The organism is Thalassospira profundimaris (assembly GCF_003326795.1).
Classification (GTDB): Bacteria; Pseudomonadota; Alphaproteobacteria; order Rhodospirillales; family Thalassospiraceae; genus Thalassospira; species Thalassospira profundimaris_C.
The window spans coordinates 134,467-161,298 of the sequence record NZ_JPWI01000001.1 but is presented as its reverse complement, the minus strand read 5'-3'; the positions used below and the strand labels follow the sequence as shown (position 1 = coordinate 161,298).

Here is a 26,832-nt window from a genome sequence, read left to right as displayed (position 1 = left end):
TCTCGCGAGGGAAATATCCCCGCGATGTCAATAATGTTGGGACACGAAGGAGGATTACATGGCAACTCTCGAAGGCGGCGCCTTTGATGATGCGCTTCTCGGATCTCGTTTCAGTGACGTCATCTTTGGACGTGGCGGTGACGATACAATCTTCGGTCAAGGCAATGACGACGTTCTGTTCGGCGAAGAAGGCGATGATGCCTTGTTCGGCGGCTCGGGCGATGACATTGCCATTGGCGGCGAAGGAAACGACTTCCTGTTTGGTGGATCGGGAGACGATGCATTGATCGGGGATGCCGGCAGCGACCTTTTGATGGGTGGCTCTGGTGAAGATGTTCTGTCCGGGGGGGCTGATTCCGATGCCCTGCTTGGCGGTTCAGGCAACGACGTGCTCGATGGCGGATCCGGTAGTGATCTGCTGATCGGTGGCGCTGGTGAAGACATCGTACTCGGTGGCGAAGGCGATGATGTCATGCTGGGCGGTTCTGGAGACGATGTTCTTCAGGGCGGTGCCGGTGATGACGTCATTCTTGGCGGTTCGGGTGATGATGTCATCGATGGCGGTGCCGGTGACGACATTCTTTCCGGCGGTTCTGGCGGCGACACATTCGTGTTCTCCGGCGGTGGCGGCAACGATGTTGTTCTCGACTTCCACGCTGGCGACGACATGCTTTCCATTAGCAGCAATATCAACGACACCGGCATTGAAACCGCCGATGACGTTGCTGCCCGTGCAACGCAGGTTGGCGCGAACACTGTCATTGACCTTGGTAACGGGGATTCCATCACCCTTAACAATGTCGATGCGGAAGACGTACAGGACGATCCGGACAGCTTCTTTAGCGTCCAGTAATCCGACGAGTTGCGTCCGCAGCCATTGCTGCGGGCGCTTCGTCCCCGACTTCAAGTAAAGCGAAAGATAGTCATGCTTGAATTTGCCTCGTCCGATGCTGTGCGGACGACCGGCGAAGCGCCGGACGTTTGCCTTTTGAACCCTGATACGCTGCTTTTGATCTGGGATACACCGACCCGATTGTGGGAGGTGCCCAAGCTCGAAACCACCGATCACAAAGCAATTTCGCCCCAGGCGACCTTGCGTCTGCCGCTCAATGGTGGCGGGACCCGGTTGCTGCGCGTTATCCGCCGTCCCAAGGACGAGCCGGTGTCGTTTCTGGCTGAATCGGGAACGCTCGGGCGAAAGGACGAAGTCACAATCGAGCCCGATGGCGATTTCGATTTTGTAAATGCCCAGTCCCTGATTGATGACGTCACCCCGGCCGGGCGTCTGTCGCTGGTTGCCGCCCTGTTTGGCATGTGGGCCAGCATGTTCCGTCTGCGCCTGAGCAAAAGCTACAACAGTTTTCTCAACCATCTGGTCGCGGAAATCGTCGAACGTCCGCAGCGCGCCAATGCGCTTGCCAAGCTGACCGATGACAAGATGCTGCTTGCCGCCGGATTGCCCGAAGCCTTTAGCGATCTTGAAGCCGTCTATATCGTGTCCCCGACCGGCTTCCGGCGTCTGGCCCAGACACCCCATGTCAGTGATCGCGGCCAGAACGGCCAGAACCTTGTTTACATGATTGCGGATCGTGCGGGCACCGAAGACGGGGCCTTTGTGGTTGCGACCGGTGTGCGCACCCTTGCCATCCGGAAATTGTCCGGCACCGCAAAGATGCCGTCACTTGCCCGCTGGTGGCAGGCACGCGGCAAGTCCGATGCCGATTTGCGTGAATATATCATCGGGGCACTGGCGCGCTCCGGCCCGACCGCAAGCAAGGCCGCAATTGAATTTCAGATCCGTTGTCCGCTGGCAAGTCAGCGCGTTGCCGGTGGCGGGTCGCTGCCAAGTGGCGAGGTCGACCTTGCCGTGACGACAGCGCGTGGCACGCTGATCGGGGGCTGGTATCGTGATCCGGTCGATATGATTGCCGGCATTGATCTTCTTGATAGCAATGGTATCGCCCATCCGTTCGGCGATGGTTTCTATCGCTATACCGGCAATGTCCAGGACGAGGATCGCACGGTTCCGGCCACCGGATTTGTCGGCTTTTATCAGGATATCCAAAGCCCGGTTCCGATCCTTCAGCCCCGAAGCGTAATGCGCCTGACATCGGGCAATCGCCATCTGATGGTGCCGCCCGCACAGCCGATTGACCCGGCCGAGGCGCGCGCCCGCATCTTGCGCGCTGTTCCGCCGCAACATCTGACCAATGAAATTATCGAAAACTGTCTGGCGCCGGTCATTGGCGATTTGCAGCAAAAGCTGATGAATCTCGCCAAAACCGACCGCGTGATCGAGCTTGGCCCCCAGCATCCAGACCCGCATGCCTCGATCATTGTGCCGCTTTATCGTGTGCTTGGTTTCCTGCGGGCCCAGATCGGGGCTTTTGCCTGTGATCCATGGCTGGTTGCCAATTGCGAGCTGATCTTTGTCCTTGATTCCCCCGAACAGGCCGAAGAATGCGAACATCTGCTGCGCGGGCTTCATATCCTTTACGGCATCCCGATGCGGCTTGTGATCATGTCACGCAATGGCGGTTATGCACGGGCCTGCAATGCCGGTGCGCAGCATGCGCGTGCCCATTTGCTGGCAATGCTGAATTCCGATGTGATCCCGCATATGCCCGGCTGGGTAGAGGGACTGGCATCGAAAATGGGCGGGCCACAGGAAGTCGCCGCCGTCGGGCCAAAGCTTCTGTTTGAAGATGGCTCGATCCAGCATGCCGGGATGTATTTCGCCCCCAATGAAAGCGGCAAGTGGTTGAACTACCACTATCACAAGGGCATGCCCGATCAGTTCCGTGACGCCAATATTGAACGCTCCGTTCCCGGTGTCACCGGTGCCTGCCTGATGATCCATCGGGATGCTTTTGAAGAAGTCGGCGGCTTTACCGAGGATTACGTGATCGGGGATTTCGAGGACAGCGATCTGTGTCTGAAAATCCGCAAGGCCGATTTTGACATCAAATATATCCCCGATGTCAGTCTCTATCACTTCGAACGCAAATCGATCTCGACCCATGTCGATTACATGCGCGGGGTGGCTGCCGAATATAACGGCTGGCTGCATGCGTCACGCTGGCGCGAGATGCTCGAAGACATCCACGCCAATGGCGTTTCGCAAAACAAATCCCCCACCAAAACCAGCCCCGAAACCAGACAAGGAGCCGCGGCATGAGCCAGGTTCTCGCCCTGTCCGAACATCAATATCCGCCCAAAATGCCGGTCGATGAAACCCGTCTGGAATGGCTGTGTCAGCAGGTGATTGCCAATCGGTTCCTGCCGGTCCCGCCCGAGGAAGAAGTCTTTGTCGGCGATGGCGATTACCGCACAATCGGTGCCGAATTCCTTGGTCATTTTGTGCGTCGTGCCGGTTTGTCACCGACCGATGATGTTCTTGATATCGGTTGTGGCATTGGCCGTATTGCCGTGCCCCTGACACAGTTTCTTGATCCCGCGCAGGCGATTTATCGCGGTCTTGATCCGGTGCGTAGCGGCATTGAATGGTGCAAACGCTCCATCACACCGGCTTATCCCAATTTCCGCTTCGAAGCGCTTGATATCCATAACGATCTTTATAACCCCGAAGGGGCGATCAGCGGACGCAGCATGCGGCTGCCTTTTCAGGACGGAACATTCGATTTCACTGCAATGATCTCGGTGGCAACCCATCTACCGCCACAAGAAATCGAAACCTATTGTTCCGAGGTCTTCCGCGTGCTGCGTCCCGGTGGTCGTCTTTTCATGACGGCCTTCATCATTCGCGATACCGACGATCCGGCAAAACCGGGATGCGATGCCCGCCTGACCAGCTTTGAAAAGGCCGAAGGTCAGCCATCCTGGCATCTGCGCGGGGAAAATCCGATGGCCGCCGTCGGCTTCGACGAGGCCTTTATCGAAGACGTCCTGAACCACACCGGCCTTGAGCTGGCGACCAGAAGTTTCGGCGCATGGCGCGGGGATGGCGGTGATCACTATCAGGACATTCTTGTTGCCCAAAAACCGCGGAGGTCCGCATGAACCCGCGCGTCATGGTGCTTGCGCACAATCACCCCGATCTTCACCCCGGCGGCACAGAGATTTTTGCCCATGATCTGTTCCACGCCTACAAGCGCGCCGAATGCGACGCCCTGTTTGTGGCGGCGACCAACGATGTCCATCGCGAACGTCGGCCGGGCACCAGTTTTCAGGCAATCAATGATGCGGGCGATGAGATGCTGTTCTGGGCGGGTCACTTTGACCGGTTCAACATGTCGCAAACCGATCTTTATGCGGTTGCCCCCGATTTTGCCCGCCTGCTCAAAAGCTGGGATCCCGACATTGTTCACATCCACCATCTGGTGTTGTGGGGGATCGAATTGCCGATGCTGATCCGGCGGGTTTTGCCCCATTGCCGGATCGTCATGACCTTGCATGACTATTATCAGATTTGCCCCAATGACGGGCTGATGGTCCATCGTGACACGCGCAAACGCTATACCAAACCCGATGCCATCGGTCGTCTGTGCGGACTGGACGGATTTACATCCGATCAGCATGTCATGCGCGCGGTCAATATCCGCAATCATCTGCGTGTTGTTGATCAGTTCGTCTCGCCCAGCGCGTTCCTTAAGGATCGCTATGTTGACTGGGGCATTGATCCCGACAGGATTGTTGTGATCAACAACGGTCGGCCACCGGTTGCACCTGCACCAAGACGCAATATCGGAACCGGCATGCCAAATGTGTTTGGCTATTTCGGCAATCTCAATCCCTGGAAAGGGGCCGATGTCCTGCTTGAAGCCAGCCGGAAGCTGGTTGAGGCGGAAACCGATTTCGCGTTGCGCATTCACGGTGATGTGCTGTTTCAGACCGTCGCCTTTACCGAAAAGATGCACGACCTGTTTGCGAAAAGCAGCCATCACGTTCAGCACATGGGTGCCTATGAACGCGATGAAATCGCCGATCTGATGGCGCGTGTTGACTGGGTCATTGTCCCGTCAATCTGGTGGGAAAATGCCCCGCTGGTCATTCAGGAAGCCTTCCAGCATGGCCGCCCGGTGATTACCAGCGGCATCGGTGGCATGGCCGAAATGGTGCGTGATGGTCACGATGGCATTCATGTCCGCCCCGATGACCCGGCCGAACTTGCGCGCGTCATGAAGGACTGCGCAACCAATCCCAAACTCTGGAAAAAACTGTCGGGGCAGGTCCGCGCGCCCGCCCTGATCGACGACGTCGCGCAGGAACATCTCAAGATGTTCCGCAAGATGGTTCGTCCCGATTTCGTCGCGGCCTGATATCCACCAAGGAGATGATTATGGCACTCGCCGAGAAACAGCCAGCCAAGACAAACGCCCCGAAACCGGGTGCCGGTCACGATGCGTCTGCCAATGACGCACAAGATGCGCTGACGCTCGAAGGGCGGGTCGATGCAATTGATCAAAGCCGTCTGTTCGGATGGGTGTGGTGCCCGCAGCAACCCGATGCCCGCATCGAAGTCATTATCCGCCTGAACGGTCATTCCCTGTTGCGGGTGACGGCGGAAAATGAACGGGTCGATCTGCGCCGCAACGGGATTGGCGATGGCAAACATGCGTTTGAAATCGAATTGCCCGACGCCGCTCTGGCCAGTCCGGATACCATCAGTGTCTGTGCATTGATGCCCGGCTCACGTGATGAAGTTGATCTGCGCATTCCCTCGCAAAGCGAACAGCAAGCCCACACCGCCCTGAATGCGCCGCTTGGTAAAATTCTTGATCGGCTCGACCGTCTTCTGGCCGCCCAGCACATCTTGCAAAACGGTCAGCGCGAAGCTGCCAAACGGCTGATTGGTGCGACCAAACGCATGGATGAACTGGCCTCTGCCGATGACGGCATCGAAGCCGGGGTAAAACTTGTCCGCACCGGACAGGAAGAACTTTCAAGCCGCGTTGACGAGCTTGAAGTCTTTCTTGTGCGTTTCGACAAATCGCTGGGCGGTTTTGACGAACGTCTGTCGGCGCTGACTGCGCGGCACACCAATGATCTCAAAACACCGCTTCTGATCCTGTCATGCCTGATCGGTGTGACGACCGGATTGGCAATCGGCGCGATTGTCTGGTGATCCCATGAAAATGACAGGTAGCACTTTGTTTTCAATATATGTTTTCAGAATTCATGAGGCCCGCAAATGACGGAAAATCAAGGCATGCCTCTTGATGGCAGAACGGTTGTCGCCGCCCTGATTGACGAAAGCCTTGCCCTTCTGGTCGGGGTGGGGAATGCGCTTCCGGCAACAATTGCCATTTATCTCAACAGTCAGTCTGACGCCAAGGTACAGGCATCCGTGATCAGCTGGCGACGCAATGAAACCGATCCTGAAAATGCCTATGGTTTCGTGGCCCTTGTCCCGATGAAGGATGTGGCACCGCGCCGTTTGAAAACGGCCCTGTTTCAGGGGGCGGGAAAGCCGCGCGAATACCGGATCGAAAACCGTCAACAACGGGTCGAGGCCATCCTGTCATCAATTGCCGATCAGTCAGGACCGGCATTTGCAACCGTGATTGATGGCGTGATCGAAGCATTGCTTGCCGGCGATCCCGACAAGAAGCGCCTGAAAAAGGTCGCCGCCCTTGTGCAGACCGCAGCGCGCAGCAACGGCTTTATCGAGGTGCTTGGCGGCCTTGAAGAAGGCGACATCTATATTCAGGGCTGGTCAAGCGACTTCCCGGTCGGGCGAACCCGTGTGATTGCGATTGAAGATGTTCCGGTTCTGGCTGAACTGACCAGTGCCGATTTTCAGCGCGATGATCTGGGTGACGAGGCATCGGGTGTAACCGGCCTGATGCTGGGCGACAAGCCGATCAATCCCGGCAAACTCAAACGTGTCTATTTCCGGGGCCGCGAAGGCTGGTACGGGATCGAGGTCTATCAACAGCGTGTTCTGGTCGCACCCTCGGATGTCCCGGCCCATATCCGTTCGGTTCTTGACCGGGTTCGCGCACCGGAAAATATCCTGACCCATCTTCAGATGGCTGCCCATCGTTTTGATGGCCGCGATACGGTTTCCGAACTGGATCGTCCCGTCCGGATCGGCATTGATTTCTCGTTGCTGATCGAAGGCAGCGGTGTGCTGATTTCGGGCTGGATGCTTGATCCTGACCGGGCTGTGGAAAACGTTTTCTTGCGTGTGAATGGCGAGGTGGTCCGCATTGATGATCGCTGGACCAGACAATCGCGTGCCGATGTTACCAGCGCCTTTGCCAATGATCCGATGTTTTCGGGGCTCAATCCGGCGCGCAACAATCACGGTTTTCTGGTGTTCTGTCCGCTTGACGATACGCCGCCCTCCGATCAGCCGGTTTATCTGGAACTGGGGATCAGCGATGCCTTTCCGGCATATTGTCCCCTGAACCCGACCCGTTCATCGGCCCGTCAGGCCCTGTCGCGTGTCCTGCCGTCACTTGATCCGCGTTCGGTGACCGCATCAAACAGTATTGAACGTCAGTTCGGCCCGATGCTTCAGGGCATGACATCGCAAAACCCCTATGCGGTGGATATCCATGATATCGGCGATTTTGACGAAAATTCTCCGGTAACGCTGGTCGTCGGTGTCGATGATACGATCAATGATATTGGTGTCACCATCGCGCTGCTGGGGCTTGATCAGGCAACCCGCAATCTGCCGATTGTCATTGCAGGCCCGGTCGAAAGTTTCGATCAGGTCGGCAGCGACATGTTGCGTCTGGCGGCCTTCTACAAACTCAATACCCGCATCGTCTTTGCCGAAGGCGTCGAGGATTTCTGTGACGCGCTTGAAGTCGGGATTGCCGCAACCAGTTCCGAAACGGTTGGGCTGGTATCTGCCCATATTCTGCCGCGCTATAACGGATGGTTCGATCAGCTTTATGCCGCCTATCGCAAGCGCGGTGGCAAGGCGCTGGTGTCACCCACCATCCTGTTTGAAGACGATTCCGTGCGCTGGGCCGGAACATGGATCGAGGCCGATGCCAAGGGTGATCAGTATTTGTCGGATCGCTATGTCGGCTATCCCTGTGCTGTTCTGGACGGGGCCGAACCCAGCGAAGTCACCGCAGGCACCATTGAATGCTGCATTCTGCCGCGCAAGGCCATCGTCGATATTGGCGGTTTCACGCGCGGCTATATCGGCCCGGCCGAGAAAAATCTCGATCTGGCGCTCAAGCTGCGCATGGCCGGAACCCCGTCATTCTGGATTCCCGAAATCGAAGTCCTGGGCAGCGAGCAATCCATAAGCAACGCGCCCGCCTGGGAAGAACTGTCCCATCGTCTCGACCGCTGGGCATTTGATCGCCGCTGGTCGCTGGTCGTCTCAAACTTGCGGAGTCATAACAATGCCGTCGAATGATTTGCGTGTTCTGGTTATTTCGCATGGTCACCCCAGCATGTCTTTGGGCGGGGCAGAAGTCGCCTCCTACAACCTGCATAAGGGACTCAATGCCATTGACGGGGTCGAAAGTTTCTATCTGGCCCGGGTCGGCAATCCTGTTCCGCGCCATGGCGCATCGGCATTGATGAGCCTGCGTCAAAAGGACAATGAAATCCTTTATCACGCCGAAAACTATGATCACTTCCTGCTGTCAAATGGCAGTACTGATGAAATTGATCGCGATTTCCTGCGCTTCGTAAAGGATTACGAACCCGATGTGGTGCATTTCCATCACTATCTGGGCCTTGGTCTTGAGACGATCTATGCCATCCGTGAAGCACTTCCGGAAACGGCGATCTTCTTTACGTTCCACGAATTCCTGACCATCTGCCACAACCATGGCCAGATGCTCAAAAGCGGCGGGACCAAGCTGTGCAACCGGGCAAGCCCGATTGAATGCAATGGCTGTTTCCCCAACATCTCCCCGGCATCCTTCCTGCGTCGTGAACGCTTCATCAAGGCGATGCTTGAACTGGCTGACCACTATGTGTCGCCCAGCGAATTTCTGGCCAATCGTTTTATCGACTGGGGCATGAAGGCCGAAAAAATGTCGGTGATCGAGAACGGTCTTGATATCGACGAACGGGCAAAAGACCGCCCGCTTTCCAAAACCCAGCCGCGGCGGTCGCGCTTTGCCTTTTTCGGGCAGCTGACGATGTTCAAGGGGGCCGATATCCTGCTTGATGCGGTCGGGCGTGTGCCCGATGACATCTGGGGCGATGATGCCCGTCTGATGATCTTTGGCGGCAATCTGGACCGCCAGCCACAGGACTATCAGGACAAGGTCCATGACCTGATCGAAAAGGCCGGTGACCGGGTGCGTTTCTATGGCGCCTATCAGAATACGGAAATGCCCAAACTGATGGAACTCGCCGACTGGACAATCATTCCGTCCATCTGGTGGGAAAACTCGCCCGTCGTCATTCAGGAGGCATTCTTCCACGGGCGACCGATGATTTGCTCGAATATTGGTGGAATGGCCGAAAAAATTACGGACGGCGTCAATGGTCTGCATTTCCGTGTCGGCAGTGCCGAAGACCTGGCCGACCGGCTGATCGAAGTTCTAAGCGACAACAAACTCTGGGATCGGATGCGCGAAGGGATTCCGCGTGTCACGACCTATCAGGAATGCGCAGAGCAACATCTTGCGCAGTATCGGGAGGTTCTGAAAACGCGCCTGCTGTCTGCAAAGGCTGCCGCGGAACACAGCGTGGCAAGCACGGCCTGAATTCGGAACAAAAACGTGATCAACCAAGGAGACACAATATGGCGCGCGTTCTCGTAATGATCCCGTCGGGCGAAGTCTACGACCACGACTGCGTCCGGTGGTACAACTATCAGGATGTTCAGCGGAGCATCAACCATTACCACAATATCGGTGATGCCTTCGTTTTCGATTCATCGTTGAAACTGATGAACTATGACAAGCTCGGTGTTCTGCCGATTGCCGAACCAAAGATGGAAGATATCGACCGTCTTCGCGAGGAATATGACTATGTGTTCCTGCGCGGGTCGAATTACATCCATTCGGAAATGGATTGGCGCAATACCATTGATGTTCTCAAACGCTTGAAATTGCCGGTTCTGGGCTTTGGCATTGGTGCGCAGGCACCGGTCAAAGGCAAGCTCGAGCTTTCCGAACAGACCAAAACCGTTCTGCGCATGATGGCGGACTCAACGACCTCTATCGGGGTGCGCGGGGCTTATACCGCACAGGTCCTTTGGGATCTGGGGATTACCAATGTCCGTATCGTTGGCTGTCCGACCGCCTTCCGCCAAAACAATCCCGACATGCGCATCAAACTGCCGTCGCTTGATAGTGTGCGCAATGTCGGCATCACCCTGCGCCGCGAAGTGTCACCGGCCTATGCGCAGGACATCAAGCGTTACCTGACCTTCCATCGTGATCTGGTCAAGGAGCTTGCTGGCAGGTTTGATGACATCACCCTGATGGCTCAGGGTGAACCCGAAGAGAAAAAACTGGTCTTTGGCAGCAACATGCAGCGCGAAGAAGCGATGCAGGCGCTGAAAAACAATGACTGGGTCAGGAACTGGTATCTCGACGACACGATGGAACGTCTCTATCGCGAAAAGCTGTTCTATTCCGACGTGGTTGCCGATTATGAAAACCTCGTCCGTCAAAAGGACTGCGTGCTGGGCTATCGTCTGCACGGCAATCTGATGGCGTTGTCGAATGGTGTTCCGTCGATTTATTTCACCTATGACAGCCGGACGGTCGAATTCGCCGAAACCTATCAGATCCCGTCCTATGACGTGTTCTCGACCAAGGAATTCGTGCTTGAAGATTACTGGAATCAGGATCTTTTCGACAAGTTCAACCGCGCCTGGTTCCAGACCTATCGCGAGATGGCGACGTTCCTGAGCGAAAACAACATCGATCACAAGATGCTCAATGTCATGAGCAGGGATGCGCAGCCCGAACGAAAGGTTGCGTGACGACACCGGGTATTGCCGCCATGGCGACCCCGGCGCGGGAAGGTCATGGCGGCTGTGCTTGTCCAGTATGTCCAGATCAGAATGGGCAACATCAACAAGGAGACACGGCAATGACTGTACTTGTAACAGGTGGCGCTGGTTATATCGGTAGCCACGCGGCACTCGCACTGCTTGATGGCGGACGCAATGTCGTCGTGCTTGACAATCTCTCTCAGGGGCATCGCTGGGCGGTGCCTGCCGGGGCGGCTTTTGTCGAAGGTGACTGTGGTGACTATGATCTGGTGCGTCGGGTGATCGCCGAACATGAGGTCACGGCAATCATGCATTTTGCCGGTTCGATCATTGTGCCGGATTCCGTGATCTATCCGCTGGAATATTACTATAACAACACGGTCAATTCCCGTGCGCTTGCCCAGGCCGCTGTCGATAGCGGGATCAGGCATTTCATCTTTTCCTCGACCGCGGGCGTTTACGGTGAACCCGAAACCACCCCGATCCTTGAAGACTTTGCGCTCAAGCCGATCTCGCCTTATGGCACATCCAAGATGATGACCGAAAAGATGCTGGCTGATGCCGCGATTGCCCATGATCTGCGCTATGTCGCGTTGCGTTACTTCAATGTTGCCGGTGCTGATCCGGCGGGCCGGTCGGGGCAGACTTCGCGCAAGGCGACCCATCTGATCAAGATCGCCAGTCAGGCCGCAACCGGTGTCCGGCCGAAAATGGCCATCTATGGCGAGGATTACGAAACCCCCGATGGCACCTGTATCCGTGACTATATTCACGTCACCGATCTGGCCAATGCCCATGTGCTTGCGCTTGAATATCTTGAAAAGGGCGGCGAAAGCGATGTGATGAATTGCGGGTATGGGCGCGGTTTCTCGGTCCGCGAGGTCATTGATGCCGTCAAACAGGTCTCGGGCGTTGATTTCACCGTCGATCTGGCCGAACGCCGTGCCGGTGATCCGGCAGCCCTGATTGCCGGGGCCGACCGCATTCGTCAGAAACTTGGCTGGAAGCCGGTCCATGACGATCTCACGGCGATTGTCCGGCACGCCCTTGACTGGGAAGAAAGCCTCAAGGGCCGCGAAGTCAGTGCGGCCTGACAAGCCGCATCCTGCATTCGATACATGCGCAAGCGGTTCGCACAAATGCTGGCAAGTGGCCCGGCGCGATATGACCCGGTGCGGTATGTTCCGGCCTCAACTGGTGCTCACCGACCCGGCAGGAGATACCAAAATGACCCGATCCTTCCTGACTTGGACAAGGTCATGCCGTGATGCGCGAAATGTGTCTTGCAAGGAACACAGCATGGCACGCTGTCTGGGCTTCCTCCCGGCCCCGAAAGTCGCAGAGGCGGCGTGACATTGCTGACGTGACGCGTGGCACTGCCCCAGAAGTGCTACGCGTCGCCCTTTTCCTTGTTGTTTTATCACCCTGTCCTTTTATGGCCTGTCAAAGGGGTAAGCTGTGCCCGGATTTCAATATTCCAGATCATCTGTCGCGCTGTCGGCCTTTGTCGCGGGGTTGCTGATTGGCGGTCTTGCCGGCTGGACGCCAGCCGCAGCCGATACCGAAATCACGGTCTCGGGCCCGGAAACCGTGATGTTTGACAGTGATGTCGATGGTTGTGACAACCATCATCTTCCTGACTCACCGGCCCGCGCCTTTCGCAATGATCAGGGCAAAATGGTGCTGTTTGCCCCGAATTTTCAAAACCGGGCCTTTGTCGGTTACGGCTTTGACAGCCTGAAACCCGATTGCGACAGCCGCTTCATGGCCGCAGGCAAGGCCGACCCGGCATTGCTTGATGATCGCACCTGGCTTCAGGCGATCTATACCAGCAACGGGCGCGATGTTTATGCGCTTGGCAGTGCAAGCTTCATCCCCTACCGCCATGACATGCCGTGTGAAGGCCGCACCCAGCGCACCGATTGCTGGATCAACGGTCTGGTGACCCTGAAATCAACCGATGGGGGCAAGACGTTCAGCTATTTTGGTGATCCGCCCCGTCATGCCCCCTTTCCGCCGCCCCGGCCCTATCGCGATGATCGCAAACGCGCGCCAAGCTATGTGACCGTGACCAATATCGTTCAGTGGCAGAACTACCTTTATGCCATTGTCTGGCGACGTGCCGATAGTTGGGAAAACTCGCGAAACTGTCTGGTGCGCGCCCCGGCCAATGATCCGGGCCGGTGGGATATCTGGACCGGATCGGGGTTTGAGCAGGCCGCCACCCTGACCGATCAGGGCTGGTCGGTTCGCCAAACCGACTGCGCGCGCGTCGGGCCCAAGGGGGTATCATCCATTCGCGGTCTGGTCCGCGATGAAAACTCCAACCGCTTCATCGCGATCTATCAGCACCGCATTCGCCAGAGCAGTAAGAACAATACCGGCAAGGACGATATCGCAGGATTTTTCTATTCGACCTCGACAGATCTGACCCGCTGGTCCGATCCGAAATTGCTCTATCAGCAGCCCCTGCAACCCGATGCCGGGCCGGGCGAAAGCTTTTCGGCCTATCCGTCGATCATTGATGATGACAGCACAGACCGCCTGTTTGGCACGGTCGATGATCAGGCCAGCCTGATCTTTGTCCGTCTGGTGCCCAAACCCTTCAAGGACCGCTGGCGCGTGCCGCGTCAACTGATCCGTGTTCCGATCTCGATCAGGGAGTAACGATCAATGCCTGTGGAATTTGATGAATTTGATATCGACGGACCGGTTCTGTTTGTGCCCAACCGCCACCGGGACAAGCGCGGCGTGTTTGCCGAGACCTTTCGCAATGATGATTTCCGCGACGTGATCGGCGAGATCGATCTGGTTCAGGAAAACCAGATCATCAGCACCCCGATCAATACGCTTTGTGGCCTGCATTTTCAGACCAGCCCCTATGCCCAGGGCCGTCTTGTCCGGGTGACACAGGGCGCAATCCTGTATGTTGCCGTCGATATCCGCCCGCGATCAGAAACGTTTGGACGGCATCTGAAGATCGAGCTGAGTGCAGAAAACTGGTATCAGCTCTGGATCCCCGAAGGCTTTGCCCAGGGCTTCAAGACCTTGCGTCCCGAAACCCATGTCACAACCAAGGCTTCGAACTATTACAGCCCCGAACATGATTTCGGCATTGCCTGGAATGATCCCGATCTTGGCATAGACTGGGAATTGTTCGGACAACAGGTCGTCCTTTCGGAGCGCGACCGTCATTTGCCGCGTCTGGCCGATCTGGCCCCCGATATGCTCGGCGCCATGCCCCCGATCAGGGGCTTTGCCGATGCGCAACGCTTTGGCGCGAGTGCGCGCTAGCCACGCCCGAAAACCTCCCCTGGTCATTGATCACAGCATCACCGTTCAAAGCGGGGTAGTTTCGGCTGCCCCGCCATTTGTATTCGGGCCTGTCCGCTTTGACGAATATTCGCTGTGAAACCGGCGGTTAAAGTATTTTCTTAACGGCTTGGCGTTTTACTGGTGGGGAACAATATAAAACACGGGCAATGAACGGAATTTCGGCGTGGCAGAAGACGACGACGAACAACAAAGCGGCGGACAATCAGCAGCACAAACAGCGATGAAGCGGATTGCCGAGCGCGAGCTGCGCACCATTCGGCGGCGTATCCGGCGGCGCAGAACGTTTCTGATTGCCTTTTTCCTGTCGGTCACCGGCTTTGCCATTCTGGGGATTGGATATTCGATCCAGTCCAGCCTTGATCTGAGCCGCAACATGATCCGAAGCCCCGAAATCCGTATTCTGGGCTATGACGGTGCGCTGCTCGAAACCATCAAGGGCCATTACAGTCAGGATGTCTCGCTGACCACCTTGCCCGAACGGGTGCAAAACGTGTTTGTTGCGGCGGCTGATCCGAATTTCTATGACCATTTCGGGGTGTCAGGATCGGATTTCGCCCGCATTTTCAGTGGCGCGGAAGGCTCCGGCTCGACCATCACCATGAAGGTCGCGCGCAGCTTCTTCAAAACCAAGGCCAACAGTGCGGGTCGCCATTTTCAGGAACTGCTCGTCGCACTCTGGCTGGAATGGAGCTTTAGCAAAAAGACCATCCTGCGCAGCTACCTTGAACGCAGCTATGTCGGGCGCGGCATTTTCGGTATCACGGCGGCATCGCGCATCTGGTATGGCAGCCCGTCCGAACGCATGAGCCTCCATCAGGCAGCCGTTCTGGCTGCGGCGATCAGCGATCCGAAAAAATTCAATCCGCTGTTCAATCCGCATGAAACCGCTGCCGAGGCCAATGAAATTCTGGCCAAGCTCGCCCAATACAAATTCATCGAGGGCAACCGCGTTTCGGCCCTGACCCTTGTCTTGCCCAAGCTCGATGTCCAGATCGAGGAAAATGTCCTGTCGGGCTATGTGGTCGATATGGTGCTTGAAGAAGTCGCCGATCTTGTCGGCTATACCAGCCGCGATATCGATGTCGTCACCAGCATTGATCTCAAGGTGCAAAACCTTGCGCGCGATGTGGTCCGGGAAGTCTCGGAGCTGCGTCTTAAACCGCGCGGGGCCAATCAGGTCGGCCTGCTGTCCATAAGCCCCGAGGGCCGCATTCGTGCGCTGATCGGTGGTTCGGACTATTCCCCGTTTCAGCGCAACCGCGTGACCGAAGTCCGTCATCCAGCCGGACGCATGATCAAGATCGCCACATATTACTACGCGCTCAATGAAAACAGCGACCCGGCGCAATGGGTGCGCGATAACCGCATGGCGGTAGGGGGCTGGCGGCCGATCAACCCCGATCACGAATATCAGGGACAAATTTCACTGCGCGAAGCCTTTGTCCGCGATGTGAATACGGTGCCGACCAATCTGGCCGACCATTACGGGCTGCTCAATGTCCGTCAATATGCCCATAATATCGGGATCAAAAGTCCGCTTTCGACCGATATCCGCACCGTGGTCGGTCTTGATCCGGTCACGCTCAGCGACATTACCGCCATTCATGCCTTGCCGCAGAATGCGGGAAAACCTCCGATGATCACCCTGATCAACACGGTTTCCTACACCGACGATCCCAAGGCACAACCGATCTATCAGCGCGTTGATCCCGAACAGGAAAAACGCCTGACCGACGAGGCCATTCAGGGATCCTATGTGCTCTATGCCAGTGTGACCGACCCGCAGGTCCGCCTTGACCGGCCCTTTGCCGGTTATGGCACGGTGGCCGGTGGCGGTACCGATGCATGGTATGTCGGTTTCTCGTCTGATCTGATCACCACGGTCTGGGCGGGCAATGATGAACGTGAACGCATGGATGTCCGCGGTGAGGTAGAACTTGCGTCTTTGTGGCGGTTATTTATGCTTGATGCACATGAAGGATTACCCATCCGCTCGATGATCCGTGCGTCGTCGCAACGTCGCCGTGACAGTGATGGTGTAACCGACCTGTGGAAACAGGGTTTGAACGGCAAAAAATAAAACAACAGTCGCAAAGCGGGGAGACGGGGGACTCCCTCCTCGGTTGGGACATATAACAATACCGGCCTGTCTGATTTCGGGCTGCCGGTAGAAATAAGAAACGCCGGAATGTCCGGCGCACCCGCAGGGCTGGCAAAGTGGATCACCACTTTCGCGTCAACGGGTTCGCATGGCATGACCGGTCCAGACCGATAGGTGCATTTGTGGCCCAAAGAGAATTCAAACGACGAACCAGCGTTCGCAAGGGATCGACCGGTTCGAAGCCAAAGAAAAAGCGCGTCAGCAGCGCAGGCAAACGCAAGGGAAGTCTTTTTGCGCGTCTGGGGGATATGATCCCCGGGCCAGAGGCGATTGCAAAATTCATCGTTCTGGGCAGCATTTGGGTCATGGTGCTGGGCGGGGGTGTTGTCGCCTATTACGGCTATGGCCTTCCCGACAAGGTCAGCTTTGATGTTGCCAGCGAACGCAAACCATCGATCCGAGTGATCAGCATTGATGGCGCAACCCTTGCCACCTATGGCAACCGTTATGGCACTCCGGTCGAGGTCCGCAATCTTCCCGATTATGTCGGTCAGGCCTTTGTCTCGATCGAGGACCGCCGGTTCTATGACCATTTCGGCGTGGATATTGTCGGCATCCTGCGCGCGACCTGGGCAAACCTGTCCTCGGGACGTCTGGCCGAAGGTGGCAGCACCATCACCCAGCAGCTGGCAAAGAACCTGTTCCTGTCGCCGGAAAAAAGCTTTGGCCGCAAGATCGAGGAAGTCCTTCTGGCGATCTGGCTGGAATTCAAATTCGACAAACAGCAAATCCTGTCGCTCTATCTTAACCGCATCTATTTCGGTTCGGGCCTTTACGGGATTGATGCCGCATCACGCTATTATTTCGGGACCGATCCGCGTCGTCTGAACCTTTATGACGCGGCTGTACTCGCCGGTCTGCCAAAGGCGCCAAGTCGCTATAACCCGATGGTCGATCCGGTCAAATCGGCCGAGCGGGCCAATATCGTGCTTGATGCAATGGCCTCGACCGGTGCCCTGACCAATGCGCGTGCCGAACGCGCCAAACAGACCCGTGTGCGCACCGCGCGCAAGGCCGATGCCGGGCCGGGTGTGCGCTATTTCTCGGACTGGGTGCTTGATCGGGTGCGCGATTATGTCGGCTATGTCGATCAGGATCTTCTGGTCCATACCACCCTTGATTCCCGTCTTCAGGAAATCGCCGAATTCAATCTTGAACGTGCACTTGAAAGCAACGGGGCCCGGGCCAAAAATGTGACACAGGGTGCCCTTCTGGCAATGACGCCCGATGGGGCGGTGCGCGCCATGGTCGGCGGACGCGACTATTTCGAAAGCCAGTATAACCGTGTGACACAGGCCCGCCGTCAACCGGGTTCGGTCTTCAAGCTGTTTGTCTATCTTGCCGGGCTCGACAAAAGTCTCGGTTCGAACGACTGGATGCGCGATGTGCCGATCACCATCAATGGCTGGGAACCGCGCAACTTTGATCGCCAGCATCACGGCACCATGTCGATCCGTGATGCGGTGGCGACGTCAAACAACTCTATTGCCGTCCAGATGGCGATGGAAGTCGGTCTGGGCACCGTGGTCCAGAAGGCGCGTGACATGGGGGTTTCATCCCCGCTTACCGCTGAACCCAGTCTGGCACTGGGCACCAGCGAAGTCTCGATGCTTGAGCTGACCGGGGCCTATGCCATTGTTGCCAATGGCGGTTTTGCTGTCTTCCCGCATGCCGTCAGCAAGATTATCGGCAAGGGCGGCGAAGTTCTTTATCAGCGCAGCGATGAATTCCCGGGCCGTCTGATGAACCCGCTCCATGCCGGTGAAATGAACAACATGCTCTCGGCCGTGATTGCCAAGGGCACCGGGCGCAATGCCATCATTGACCGTCCGGCTGCGGGTAAAACCGGCACCACGTCGGATTACCGCGATGCATGGTTCATCGGCTATACCTCCGATCTGGTGGCGGGCGTCTGGGTTGGGAATGACAATGGCAGTCCGATGGACGAAGTCACCGGCGGCGGGTTGCCCGCAACGCTCTGGCATGACTTCATGCTCCATGCCCATCAAAACATCCCGGTTCGATCACTTGGCAAGGCCGCCCTGGCGCGCTCGAAAAAGGTCGGCGAAGATGAAAGCTGGCGCGACTTCACCAAGGGCTTCAGTGCGAGTAGCAAGAAAGAGTAAATCTTTTCGAATTATCTGATTTGTATGTACTTAGGTGGTTGTTAGATTTCTTGAGCGCGTGGGAAAAACGACTTTAAAATATCAGGACCATCTACTGCGCCGAAGTAGCAGGCAGACATATCTTCTGGGTCAAAAACAAATAGCATGTCATCTGACCTGCTGAGTCCTTCTACAATCTTTTTTGCAAAAGAGTTTGTGTCTAGGCTTGAGCCTACGAGGATAAAAGATGTCGGTTCGGCCCAGAAGCCGTTACTTCCTGTGTGAAGGTTGTCAATTAGCTTCTCGTAACGATCATCGTAAGTTTTACCGTTGACCGTCTTACTCGCAATTCGAAAAGTTACGCAGTAAGTAGACATCGTGATTCGCCCTTTCAATATTAACCACAGGTTGTATTAGGGTTCTATTCCTTGTGTTTTGTCAAACTTTGCTAACTAAAAATAATCGATAGGCCATCGTAGTCTGATCGCTTGGGAATGCCGCCTTGACCCGACCACAAAAAAAGACCGGCATCGATGAACGAGCCGGTCTTGAGTTTGGTTTGCTATTGGTCGGGATCTGTCAAATCCGGGGGGCCGGATCTGGGGGGAGAAGCCCGACCATAAACTGCATCCCTTGGGGAGAGATGCAGTCAGGGAGTTCTCACCTGTCGGTGCGCGACGCTAAGCTGGAGTGGACAGCTTGCTTGCAGCGGCCGAGTGGCGCTGAGGGTGACGCAGCGCCGCGGTGAGGGTATCAGGCCGCGACGGCCTGATCTGTGAGCGCCTCAAGGAAGGAAAGACATTCCTCGAGCTGCGAAATCTCGATAAATTCGTTGGGCGTATGGGCCTGTTTGATGCTGCCCGGACCGCAAATGATTGACGGGATATTGCCCTGTTTTTCAAACACGCCACCTTCGGAGCCATAGGACACCTTGCCCGAAATTTCGGGGATGATGTTGCGCACAAGCTCGAATGCCGGGGCATCAGTGCAATCACCCATCCCCGGATAGGAAAAGATCTTTTCCCATGTAAAGCCGGTCTCGGGGGCTTTGGCCTTCATTTCCGCATCCAGTGTCGCCATCACAGTATCGCGAATTTCGGCAATCACCGCTTCGGCGTCATGTTCGGGCAGATGGCGGATTTCAAAGGTGAATTCACAATAATCCGGGGTGACGTTGGTCGCCGTGCCGCCGCCAATCGTGGTGGTCAGCATGGTGCTGTGCGGCACGGTGAAATCGTGGTCAAACGGGCCGTTTTCTTCGAATTCGCGGGCCTTCTCGGCAATCAGGTTGATCGCACGGGTCGCATATTCGATGGCATTGACATGGTTGGGCGCAAACGAGCTGTGCCCGGCGGTGCCGGTAACGCCCACCCGCATCGAATATTTGCCTTTCTGGCCATTGATGACTTTCATGTCGGTCGGCTCACCAATCACCGCCAGACGCGGCGGGGTATCCATCGCGGCGAGATGATCGACCATCGAGCCAACACCGATGCAGCCGACTTCCTCGTCATAGGACAGGCAAAGATGGAACGGGATTGCCAGATCGCGTTTGACCAGATCGGGGATCAGGGCCAGCACACAGGCCGAAAAGCCCTTCATGTCCGCTGCCCCGCGACCAAACAGCTTGCCGTCACGCTCGGTCAGCTCGAATGCCGGGCTGATCCAGGTGGTCTCAAGGGCAGGCACAACATCGGTATGACCCGAAAGCGCGATGCCCGGAACCCCTTTGGGACCAATGGTCGCAAGCAGGTTGGCTTTCTCGCCGGTTTCATCATGGAACAGGGTCGATTCAATGCCATATTCCGCAAGATAGTCGCGGACAAAATGGATCAGACCGAGATTCGAGTTTTTGCTCGTGGTGTCGAACGCGACCAGCTTGCCAAGCATATCGATGGCACTGTGGAGGCGGGACATATTGGTTTTGGACATTTTAAAATTTCTCGTTTCTCGGATCAGGAAGCGGACGTGGCGTTATTGGCAACGTCACGCTTTTCGCGCCATTTTTTCCATTCGCGGCGAATGGTCAAAACAACGAACAGAACGGTCAGGACAAAGAAGCCCCAGGAAATCCATGACTGGAAGAAGACGCCAAGATCACCGCGCGAAATCGCAAGCGAACGACGCATATTGTCTTCAAACATCGGGCCAAGGATGAAAGCGATCAGGAACGGTGCTGCCGGGATATTGAGCAGCATCATCAAAAAGCCGACCACGCCCATCACCAGAAGAACCGTGACATCAAACGGGCTCGCCCCGATGGAATAGATGCCATAGACGCACAGGATCAGGATGCAGGGCAGAAGCAGGGTCTGCGGAATGCGCGAGATCTTGGTAAAGGCATTTGCCGTGACCTTGCCTGCAATGAACAGGAAGACCGAACTGAACAGGATGCCGATAAACAGCGCATAAACCTCGCCGATATTGTTCTGGAACAGAAGCGGGCCGGGGGTCAGGCCATGGATCATGAAGGCACCCAGCATCACACCGGTAATCACATCACCCGGTACACCCAGCGCCATCAGCGGGATCATGGTCGCACCGCACGCACCGTTATTGGCCGATTCCGATGCTGCAACACCTTCAAGCTCACCTTCGCCGAACTTGTCGCCATTCTTTGAAGTCCGGCGGGCCTCGCTATAGGAGAAGAACGCAGCCGTTGACGGACCGATACCGGGAATGGCGCCCAGAACAACACCGATCAGCGACCCGCGGCAGATCGATTTGATTGATCCGCGGAATTCCGAAAGGGTCAGGCGGTTATCACCAAGCTTAAGCGCCGCATTGTTTTCTTCCGGGCGGAAGACAACCATCTTGATCAGTTCGGGCAGGGCAAACAGACCGATCAGAACCGGTACCATGCCAAGACCCGATTTCATGTCTTCAGACAGCGCAAACCGGTAGGATCCGTAAATATCCTCGCCCACGGTTGCCAGCAAAAGACCAAGGCAGGCGGAAATAATCCCGAGAACAAGCGAACGACCGGAAATACTCGCAACAATCGTCAGCGAAAATGCCATCAGCATGAAGAATTCCGGCGGGCCAATGCGCAGCGCAAATGCCGCCAGCGGAATGGCCAGGAAGAACAGCGAAATGTTGGAAATGAAATCGCCAATGCAGCTTGAAATCAGCGCCATGTTCAGCGCCTTGCCACCCTTGCCCGCGCGGGCAAGCGGATAGCCGTCAAGAACCGTACAGGCCGCGGACGCGGTGCCCGGCGTCTTGATCAGGATGGCGGAAATCGACCCGCCATAGGTCGACCCTTTATAGAGCGCAACCAGAAGAAGAATACTGGTGACGGGCGGCAGATAGAACGTAAAGGGCAGCGCAAGGGTCACGGCCATCGTACCGGTCATGCCCGGAATGGCACCAATGATCACGCCAGCCCAGATTCCGGCAAACATCGCCAGAAAGTTCGGAAGGGTCGCGACCGCGTCGAAGGCATAAAGCAATTCATTCCACATAACGAAGGGGCTTTCGATCAGATCAGGGTTACGAGGTCAGAAAGGCTGCCGGAAAGACGGCCGGAAAACAGCATGCCTTCGGGGAAGGGCGTATGGGTGACTTCGGTAAACAGCAGATAAAGCAAAACCGGGAAAACAAGGGCCAGCCCGATCATCCAGAATTTGCGGTCAAAATTGCCGGTCATGACAAACAGCACGCCCAGCATCAGAATGGTTGCCGGGACAAAACCGACCATCGGCATGCCAAAGACAAAGGCGGCAAACACGATCAGGACCGCAACGAAGCGCGCAATCAGTGTCTTGTGGCTGATGATCCGGCTGCCAAGGCCGGTGACCTGCTGGCGGCTGGCTTCGCGCATTTTCGGAAAGGTCAGAACAACCGCCAGAATGCCCATGACAAGGCCGATAATGGCCACCACGCGCGGCCACATGTCAGGCGGCGGGGCAAAGCCCGGAATGAAAGACGGAACCTTCACATAGATCGGGATCAGAACGAACAGGACGATGGCAAAGAATGCCGTGGCAAGCAGCCCTGCATAGAAATCGCGATTTTGGTTCATGGTTCCGTCTCGCATTAAAGTCTTGGATCAAAGGACGTTCGAAAACGCCTTACTGGATGTAGCCGAACTTTTTGGCCATGCCGTTGTAAAGCTCGAACTGGCTTTTGACATAAGCAGACGGATCTTCATCGCCAATAACCGAGGTCGAACCGCGTTTCGCAGCAAGATCAAGCCACTGTGCGTCGGTCGCAACTTTGCCGAGGATTTCGGTCCATTTTGCAACGACGTCTGCAGGCAGGTCTTTCGGTGCGTACAGACCGCTCCAGCCGCCAACCTGGCCAGCCTGGGTGTAACCCAGTTCTTTGGCGGTCGGGACATCGGGAAGGGCTGCCATGCGTTTCGGCGAATAAACCATCAGCGGACGCATTTTACCGGCTTCGATATGGGGCATCAGGGAGCCGGCAGCAATTGCGAGGAAGTCAACATGACCGCCAAGAAGGGCAGCGGCCAAAGCAGAGCCGCCTTTGTATGGCACGAGGGTGGAAGCGGTCAGCGGGTCAAGACCAACGTCAGACAGAAGTGCCTGAACAGAGAAGCCGTCAATCGCGGTGGGGCCGGATGCGGCATAGGTGGTCGCGCCATTGCTGTCCTTGATTTTGGCAATCAGGTCATCAATGGTCTTGATGTCGGAATTGGCATTCACAGCCAGAATCATCGGGGTGGATTCAAGAATACCCAGGAAGGTGTAAGCGTCCCAGCCAACCGGGCTGTCAGCATAAACGGCCGGATACAGGGCCATGCCAACGCGCGACAGCAAAAGGGTGTAACCGTCCGGCTTCTGTTCGGTGACAAATTTTGCACCGCTCATGCCGCCGTTGCCGGTTTTGTTAACAACAACAACCGGCTGGCCGTCGGTGTAATTGCGTGCGGTTTCTGCAAGCGCACGGCCGGCAAGATCCGATGCACCACCAGCACCATAAGGCACAACAAGGGTGATGGCTTTTTCAGGATAGGCATCAGCCTGGGCAGTCGAAATCATGGTGGTCGTCGCAAGGATGGCGGCGGCTAGGCCGGCGGCTTTTTTGAGCTGTCGAAACATTTTCATGTCTCCCTGGATAGTGGTGGCAGGATTGCCGGAGCTCTGTCTTTTGTTTTTGTATCCATTATCCATAGACAAACTATAACTGGTGACGCAAAAAATTAATTTCAGTATAACTAATTTACATACTGAACGCGTCCGGGCAGTTCGCCCCCTTTATGGACGGCGGCTGTATCGGGTGTTATCCGACTCAAGCCGCCATTTGTGGCGGGCTTTTGCGGGGGCCGGAATGCTTCCGGGTTTGTCTCAATCGGGAAAAGTTCCGTGGTTCCCGACCCTTAGCCGATGCCTGTGGCATTGTTTGCAGCGGCGTTGTGCTGCCAACCAGATGATCGGAGTTGCGATTATGAACCTGCGTGAACTTGAAAGCTTCAATGCTTTTATGACCTATGGTTCTGTCACCAAGGCAGCCCGGGCGATGAATATCAGTCAGCCGATGGTCAGCCGTTTGCTCAACAATTTCGAAAAATCCGTCGGATTTGTTCTGTTTAACCGCAAGCGCAACCAGTTGACCGCCACAACCGAGGCCCAGCAATTCCATGCGACCGTATTGCGCTCGCTTAATGCCTTTCGCGAAGTCGAAACCCAGGCCCGCGCCATTGCCAATGATCAGTTGGGCTCGATCCGGATTGCGGCCCAGCCGATCTATGTGGACACCTATCTGATCGATGTGGTGGCCAAATTCAAACAGGCCCACCCCAAAGTCTCGATCAGCATCACCGATACCGGTCTTGAAGGGATGCTCGATATGATCTCGACGCGCGAATGCGATCTGGGGATCGGCATCACCCTTGATCTGCAGGACCCCAATGTTCTGGTCACGCCGCTTGCGCAATCACGCGCGGTTTGTCTGATGCCGGTCGATCATCGTCTGGCCGGGTTTGAAACGATTGATATTGATCTTTTGCGTGGCGAAAACTTTGTCGAGCTTTCCATCGGTTCGCCGCTGCGCACCAAGATCGACTATATTTTCCAGATTGCCGGCTGGCCACGCAAGATCGCGGTCGAGGGCCGCACGATCCGCACCGTCTCGCGTCTGGTCGAACGCAATGTCGGCATTGCCGTCAGTGATCCCTTTGCGGCCCTTCTGGTCGACCACGGCAAGGTCGTTGCCCGCACACTCACCCCGGCCATTGAATGGGATGTTGCGCTTTTTACCTCTACCCGTGAACTCAGCGCAGTGGAAAAAAGCTTCCTTGGTTTCCTGCGCGCCGAACTGCCCCGCCTGCGCGAAAGCGGCTGTGTGGTCTAGCTGTAAACATTTGTTTACAGCTGTTGGGCGACCTTCAACAACGTTGTCAGGAGACTGTCAGGGGCGAGGTCGGGCTATTATTAATTTCAATCTAATAATGGTGCGAATTATTCATTATCGCTTATCAAAGGCCAGCTTGGCTGCAAGGCCGAGAAACACGCAGCCGGTAAAAATCTGGAAGCCGCGTGCGATCCGGGCAGAGCGTGAAAAAACCTGTCCAAGCTGCCCGGCAAAACTGCCAACCAGACAATTAATGATCGTCCCGCCAATATTAAGGATCAGGCCGAAAATCACGAACTGCACCAATACCGATCCGCGTGACGCATCAACAAATTGCGGAATGAAGGCCAGCACAAACACAATGATTTTCGGGTTCAGCAAATTCACCACAATCCCGTCACGCCATGCCGCGAAGGCGCTGGAACGTTTGGTTTCTGCCGGATCAAGCTGTTGATCCCTTGACCGGAAGGCCCCGATTGCCAGCCACACCAGATAGGCTATCCCCGCCCAGCGCAAAACCTCCAGTGCGACCGGATGGGCCGCGACAAGGGCGGCCAGACCCAATCCGGCCAGAAGGGTATGGATCATCGCCCCGGTGGCAATCCCGAAACTCGCGGCATTCCCGGCCTTTGGCCCTGATTTGATGCCCTGCCCAAGACAAAACAGCATGTCATTGCCCGGCGTCATGTTCAGCGCCAGCGCGGTCGGAATGAAAATCGCCAGTGTTTCAATCGGGATCAGCATGGGTGGGGCTCCATAAACTGTGTTGTTGCAGGCCTTTGCGGCGTTTTGGGGTGTTTCAGGCGTCGTAACTTGGTGTCTATTGCAGGTAACAGGTGCGGCCTTGTGCGACGGTCATCTGCGATGGTGATCGGTGATCCGTTTGGCGGCCGGGATGCTGTGTGCCGTGTTCGCAGTGTTCGTCGTGTTTTTGTGTTCAGCGGGGGGTGCCATGTTTGCCGGTAACACCTTTGCCGGTAACACCATTGTCCCACACCGCACTCTAGCTGCCCGCACCATAGCGATGCAGGCCGGAACCGTTGCGTTTCAGCCAGTGCTGCTGTTTCTTGGACGGGCCATACAGGTCTTCGACCACGGCCCAGAACCGTGCCGAATGGTTCAGTTCCTGAAGATGGGCGACCTCGTGGGCAACCACGTAATCAAGCACATCTTCCGGCGCGAGCACGAGTCGCCAGCTAAAGGACAGCGTACCGTTCGACGAACAGCTGCCCCAGCGGGTGCGGGTGTCCTTAAGCGATATGCGGGTGATTTTCTTGCCGATTTTCTCGGCATAGGCATGGGCACGTGGCGCGATTTCAAGTTTCGCCTGCTTCTTGAGCCAGTCGGTCACGCGCCGGTTGGTATGTTCGGGCAAACCCGATACCCAGATCACTCCGGCCTCGGCCCAGACTCCGCGTTTGGCGTCGGGAACGGTGCGGATGGCATGATCATGACCGAGGAAGGGAATCCACGCACCGGGCGCAAATTGCACCCGTTCGGGCAGGCGCTGAATATGGGCGGTTACCCAGTCGCCATGCTGATGAAGCATGGAAATCGCGGTTTTGCGCGATACGCCATTTGGGACAACGATCTCGACCCCGTCAAAGGCCGGATCAATGCGCAGCTTGAGTCGCGATGCGCGCGCACTCGGGCGCAACCGGACCGGAAGCGGGCCGATTTTGGGCAGGTCGATTTCTGTTTCTTCGGTAGCTTTGAGCATTCGGAGCGGTTTTTTCCAAAAGCGGGGCGAAAATTTACGGGTTTTTGTGCCTTTTTGACATCAACCCCATCTTGGGTCTTGCCCCCTAGTAGTGTTTTCCTATACTCCGCGCTCAAGGTCTAGAGCATAATACTTTAGATCTGATCCACTTTGCCGGAGGCATGGTTTTGTCGAGCAAGGAAAGGTTCGCCGAGCGTAGCGGGGCTACGGGCAAGAACCTTGACGCTGCTGGACAAAACCATGTCCCGGCCCGGAGGGTTTGATTTTGGCGGCCTTTGGCGACGTTACATCGCTTGAA

General features: G+C 56.2%; 21 protein-coding genes. 14 read left to right on the top strand and 7 right to left on the bottom strand.

Annotation, left to right across the window (positions count from 1 at the left end; translation table 11 throughout):
- Positions 1–58: 58 nt before the first annotated feature.
- The 13 genes from TH30_RS00760 (at position 59) to TH30_RS00700 (ending at position 18,520) form a co-directional block, all read left to right on the top strand.
- On the top strand, positions 59–853 hold the full coding sequence (locus TH30_RS00760) for a calcium-binding protein (protein WP_114096198.1): 795 nt from the start codon (positions 59–61) through the stop codon (positions 851–853).
- 72 nt (positions 854–925) lie between these two features.
- Positions 926–3,178, top strand: coding sequence for a glycosyltransferase (locus tag TH30_RS00755; RefSeq protein WP_114096197.1), 2,253 nt, complete (start codon positions 926–928; stop codon positions 3,176–3,178).
- Positions 3,175–4,020 carry a class I SAM-dependent methyltransferase gene (locus TH30_RS00750; protein WP_114096196.1) on the top strand — a complete coding sequence of 282 codons (846 nt, stop codon included), beginning with the start codon at positions 3,175–3,177 and terminating at the stop codon, positions 4,018–4,020. Before TH30_RS00755 ends, TH30_RS00750 begins: the two co-directional genes overlap by 4 nt.
- The gene (locus tag TH30_RS00745; RefSeq protein ID WP_114096195.1) at positions 4,017–5,279 is read left to right on the top strand and encodes a glycosyltransferase family 4 protein; all 1,263 of its coding nucleotides are present in this window, start codon (positions 4,017–4,019) and stop codon (positions 5,277–5,279) included. The genes TH30_RS00750 and TH30_RS00745 overlap by 4 nt, the downstream gene beginning before the upstream one ends.
- Before the next feature lie 20 nt (positions 5,280–5,299).
- Positions 5,300–6,085, top strand: coding sequence for a hypothetical protein (locus TH30_RS00740; protein ID WP_114096828.1), 786 nt, complete (start codon positions 5,300–5,302; stop codon positions 6,083–6,085).
- 66 nt (positions 6,086–6,151) lie between these two features.
- Entirely contained in the window at positions 6,152–8,347 is a 2,196-nt protein-coding gene (locus tag TH30_RS00735) for a hypothetical protein (RefSeq protein ID WP_114096194.1), read from the top strand.
- Complete coding sequence (locus TH30_RS00730) at positions 8,334–9,656, top strand: glycosyltransferase family 4 protein (RefSeq protein WP_114096193.1); 1,323 nt, start codon at positions 8,334–8,336, stop codon at positions 9,654–9,656. Before TH30_RS00735 ends, TH30_RS00730 begins: the two co-directional genes overlap by 14 nt.
- 38 nt (positions 9,657–9,694) lie before the next feature.
- Positions 9,695–10,885 carry a polysaccharide pyruvyl transferase family protein gene (locus TH30_RS00725; RefSeq protein ID WP_114096192.1) on the top strand — a complete coding sequence of 397 codons (1,191 nt, stop codon included), beginning with the start codon at positions 9,695–9,697 and terminating at the stop codon, positions 10,883–10,885.
- Between the two features lie 110 nt (positions 10,886–10,995).
- Positions 10,996–11,991, top strand: a complete 996-nt coding sequence (gene galE / locus TH30_RS00720) for a UDP-glucose 4-epimerase GalE (protein ID WP_114096191.1) — start codon at positions 10,996–10,998, stop codon at positions 11,989–11,991.
- A 364-nt stretch (positions 11,992–12,355) separates the two neighbouring features.
- A complete protein-coding gene (locus tag TH30_RS00715; protein WP_114096190.1) occupies positions 12,356–13,564 on the top strand; it encodes a hypothetical protein in 1,209 nt (402 codons plus the stop codon).
- A 6-nt stretch (positions 13,565–13,570) separates the two neighbouring features.
- Positions 13,571–14,191 carry a dTDP-4-dehydrorhamnose 3,5-epimerase gene (rfbC, locus tag TH30_RS00710; RefSeq protein ID WP_114096189.1) on the top strand — a complete coding sequence of 207 codons (621 nt, stop codon included), beginning with the start codon at positions 13,571–13,573 and terminating at the stop codon, positions 14,189–14,191.
- 205 nt (positions 14,192–14,396) lie between these two features.
- On the top strand, positions 14,397–16,313 hold the full coding sequence (locus tag TH30_RS00705) for a transglycosylase domain-containing protein (RefSeq protein ID WP_114096188.1): 1,917 nt from the start codon (positions 14,397–14,399) through the stop codon (positions 16,311–16,313).
- Positions 16,314–16,516: 203 nt separating this feature from the next.
- Positions 16,517–18,520 carry a transglycosylase domain-containing protein gene (locus tag TH30_RS00700; protein WP_114096187.1) on the top strand — a complete coding sequence of 668 codons (2,004 nt, stop codon included), beginning with the start codon at positions 16,517–16,519 and terminating at the stop codon, positions 18,518–18,520.
- Between the two features lie 41 nt (positions 18,521–18,561).
- On the opposite strand, the gene TH30_RS00695 is transcribed toward TH30_RS00700, so the two are convergent.
- From TH30_RS00695 to TH30_RS00675, 5 genes are all read right to left on the bottom strand, one after another.
- Positions 18,562–18,876, bottom strand: coding sequence for a hypothetical protein (locus tag TH30_RS00695; RefSeq protein WP_114096186.1), 315 nt, complete (start codon positions 18,874–18,876; stop codon positions 18,562–18,564).
- A gap of 376 nt (positions 18,877–19,252) precedes the next feature.
- Positions 19,253–20,431, bottom strand: a complete 1,179-nt coding sequence (gene argE / locus TH30_RS00690; protein ID WP_114096185.1) for an acetylornithine deacetylase — start codon at positions 20,429–20,431, stop codon at positions 19,253–19,255.
- 23 nt (positions 20,432–20,454) lie between these two features.
- A complete protein-coding gene (locus TH30_RS00685) occupies positions 20,455–21,963 on the bottom strand; it encodes a tripartite tricarboxylate transporter permease (RefSeq protein ID WP_114096184.1) in 1,509 nt (502 codons plus the stop codon).
- Between the two features lie 17 nt (positions 21,964–21,980).
- On the bottom strand, positions 21,981–22,523 hold the full coding sequence (locus TH30_RS00680; RefSeq protein ID WP_114096183.1) for a tripartite tricarboxylate transporter TctB family protein: 543 nt from the start codon (positions 22,521–22,523) through the stop codon (positions 21,981–21,983).
- Between the two features lie 49 nt (positions 22,524–22,572).
- Positions 22,573–23,562 carry a Bug family tripartite tricarboxylate transporter substrate binding protein gene (locus TH30_RS00675; RefSeq protein WP_114096827.1) on the bottom strand — a complete coding sequence of 330 codons (990 nt, stop codon included), beginning with the start codon at positions 23,560–23,562 and terminating at the stop codon, positions 22,573–22,575.
- 346 nt (positions 23,563–23,908) lie between these two features.
- Here TH30_RS00675 and TH30_RS00670 point away from each other — a divergent pair, with 346 nt between their 5' ends.
- Entirely contained in the window at positions 23,909–24,814 is a 906-nt protein-coding gene (locus tag TH30_RS00670; protein ID WP_114096826.1) for a LysR family transcriptional regulator, read from the top strand.
- 114 nt (positions 24,815–24,928) lie between these two features.
- Here TH30_RS00670 and TH30_RS00665 read toward each other — a convergent pair whose 3' ends face one another.
- Complete coding sequence (locus TH30_RS00665; protein ID WP_114096182.1) at positions 24,929–25,558, bottom strand: LysE family translocator; 630 nt, start codon at positions 25,556–25,558, stop codon at positions 24,929–24,931.
- 259 nt (positions 25,559–25,817) lie between these two features.
- The gene (locus tag TH30_RS00660; RefSeq protein ID WP_114096181.1) at positions 25,818–26,534 is read right to left on the bottom strand and encodes a M48 family metallopeptidase; all 717 of its coding nucleotides are present in this window, start codon (positions 26,532–26,534) and stop codon (positions 25,818–25,820) included.
- Positions 26,535–26,832 lie beyond the last annotated feature (298 nt).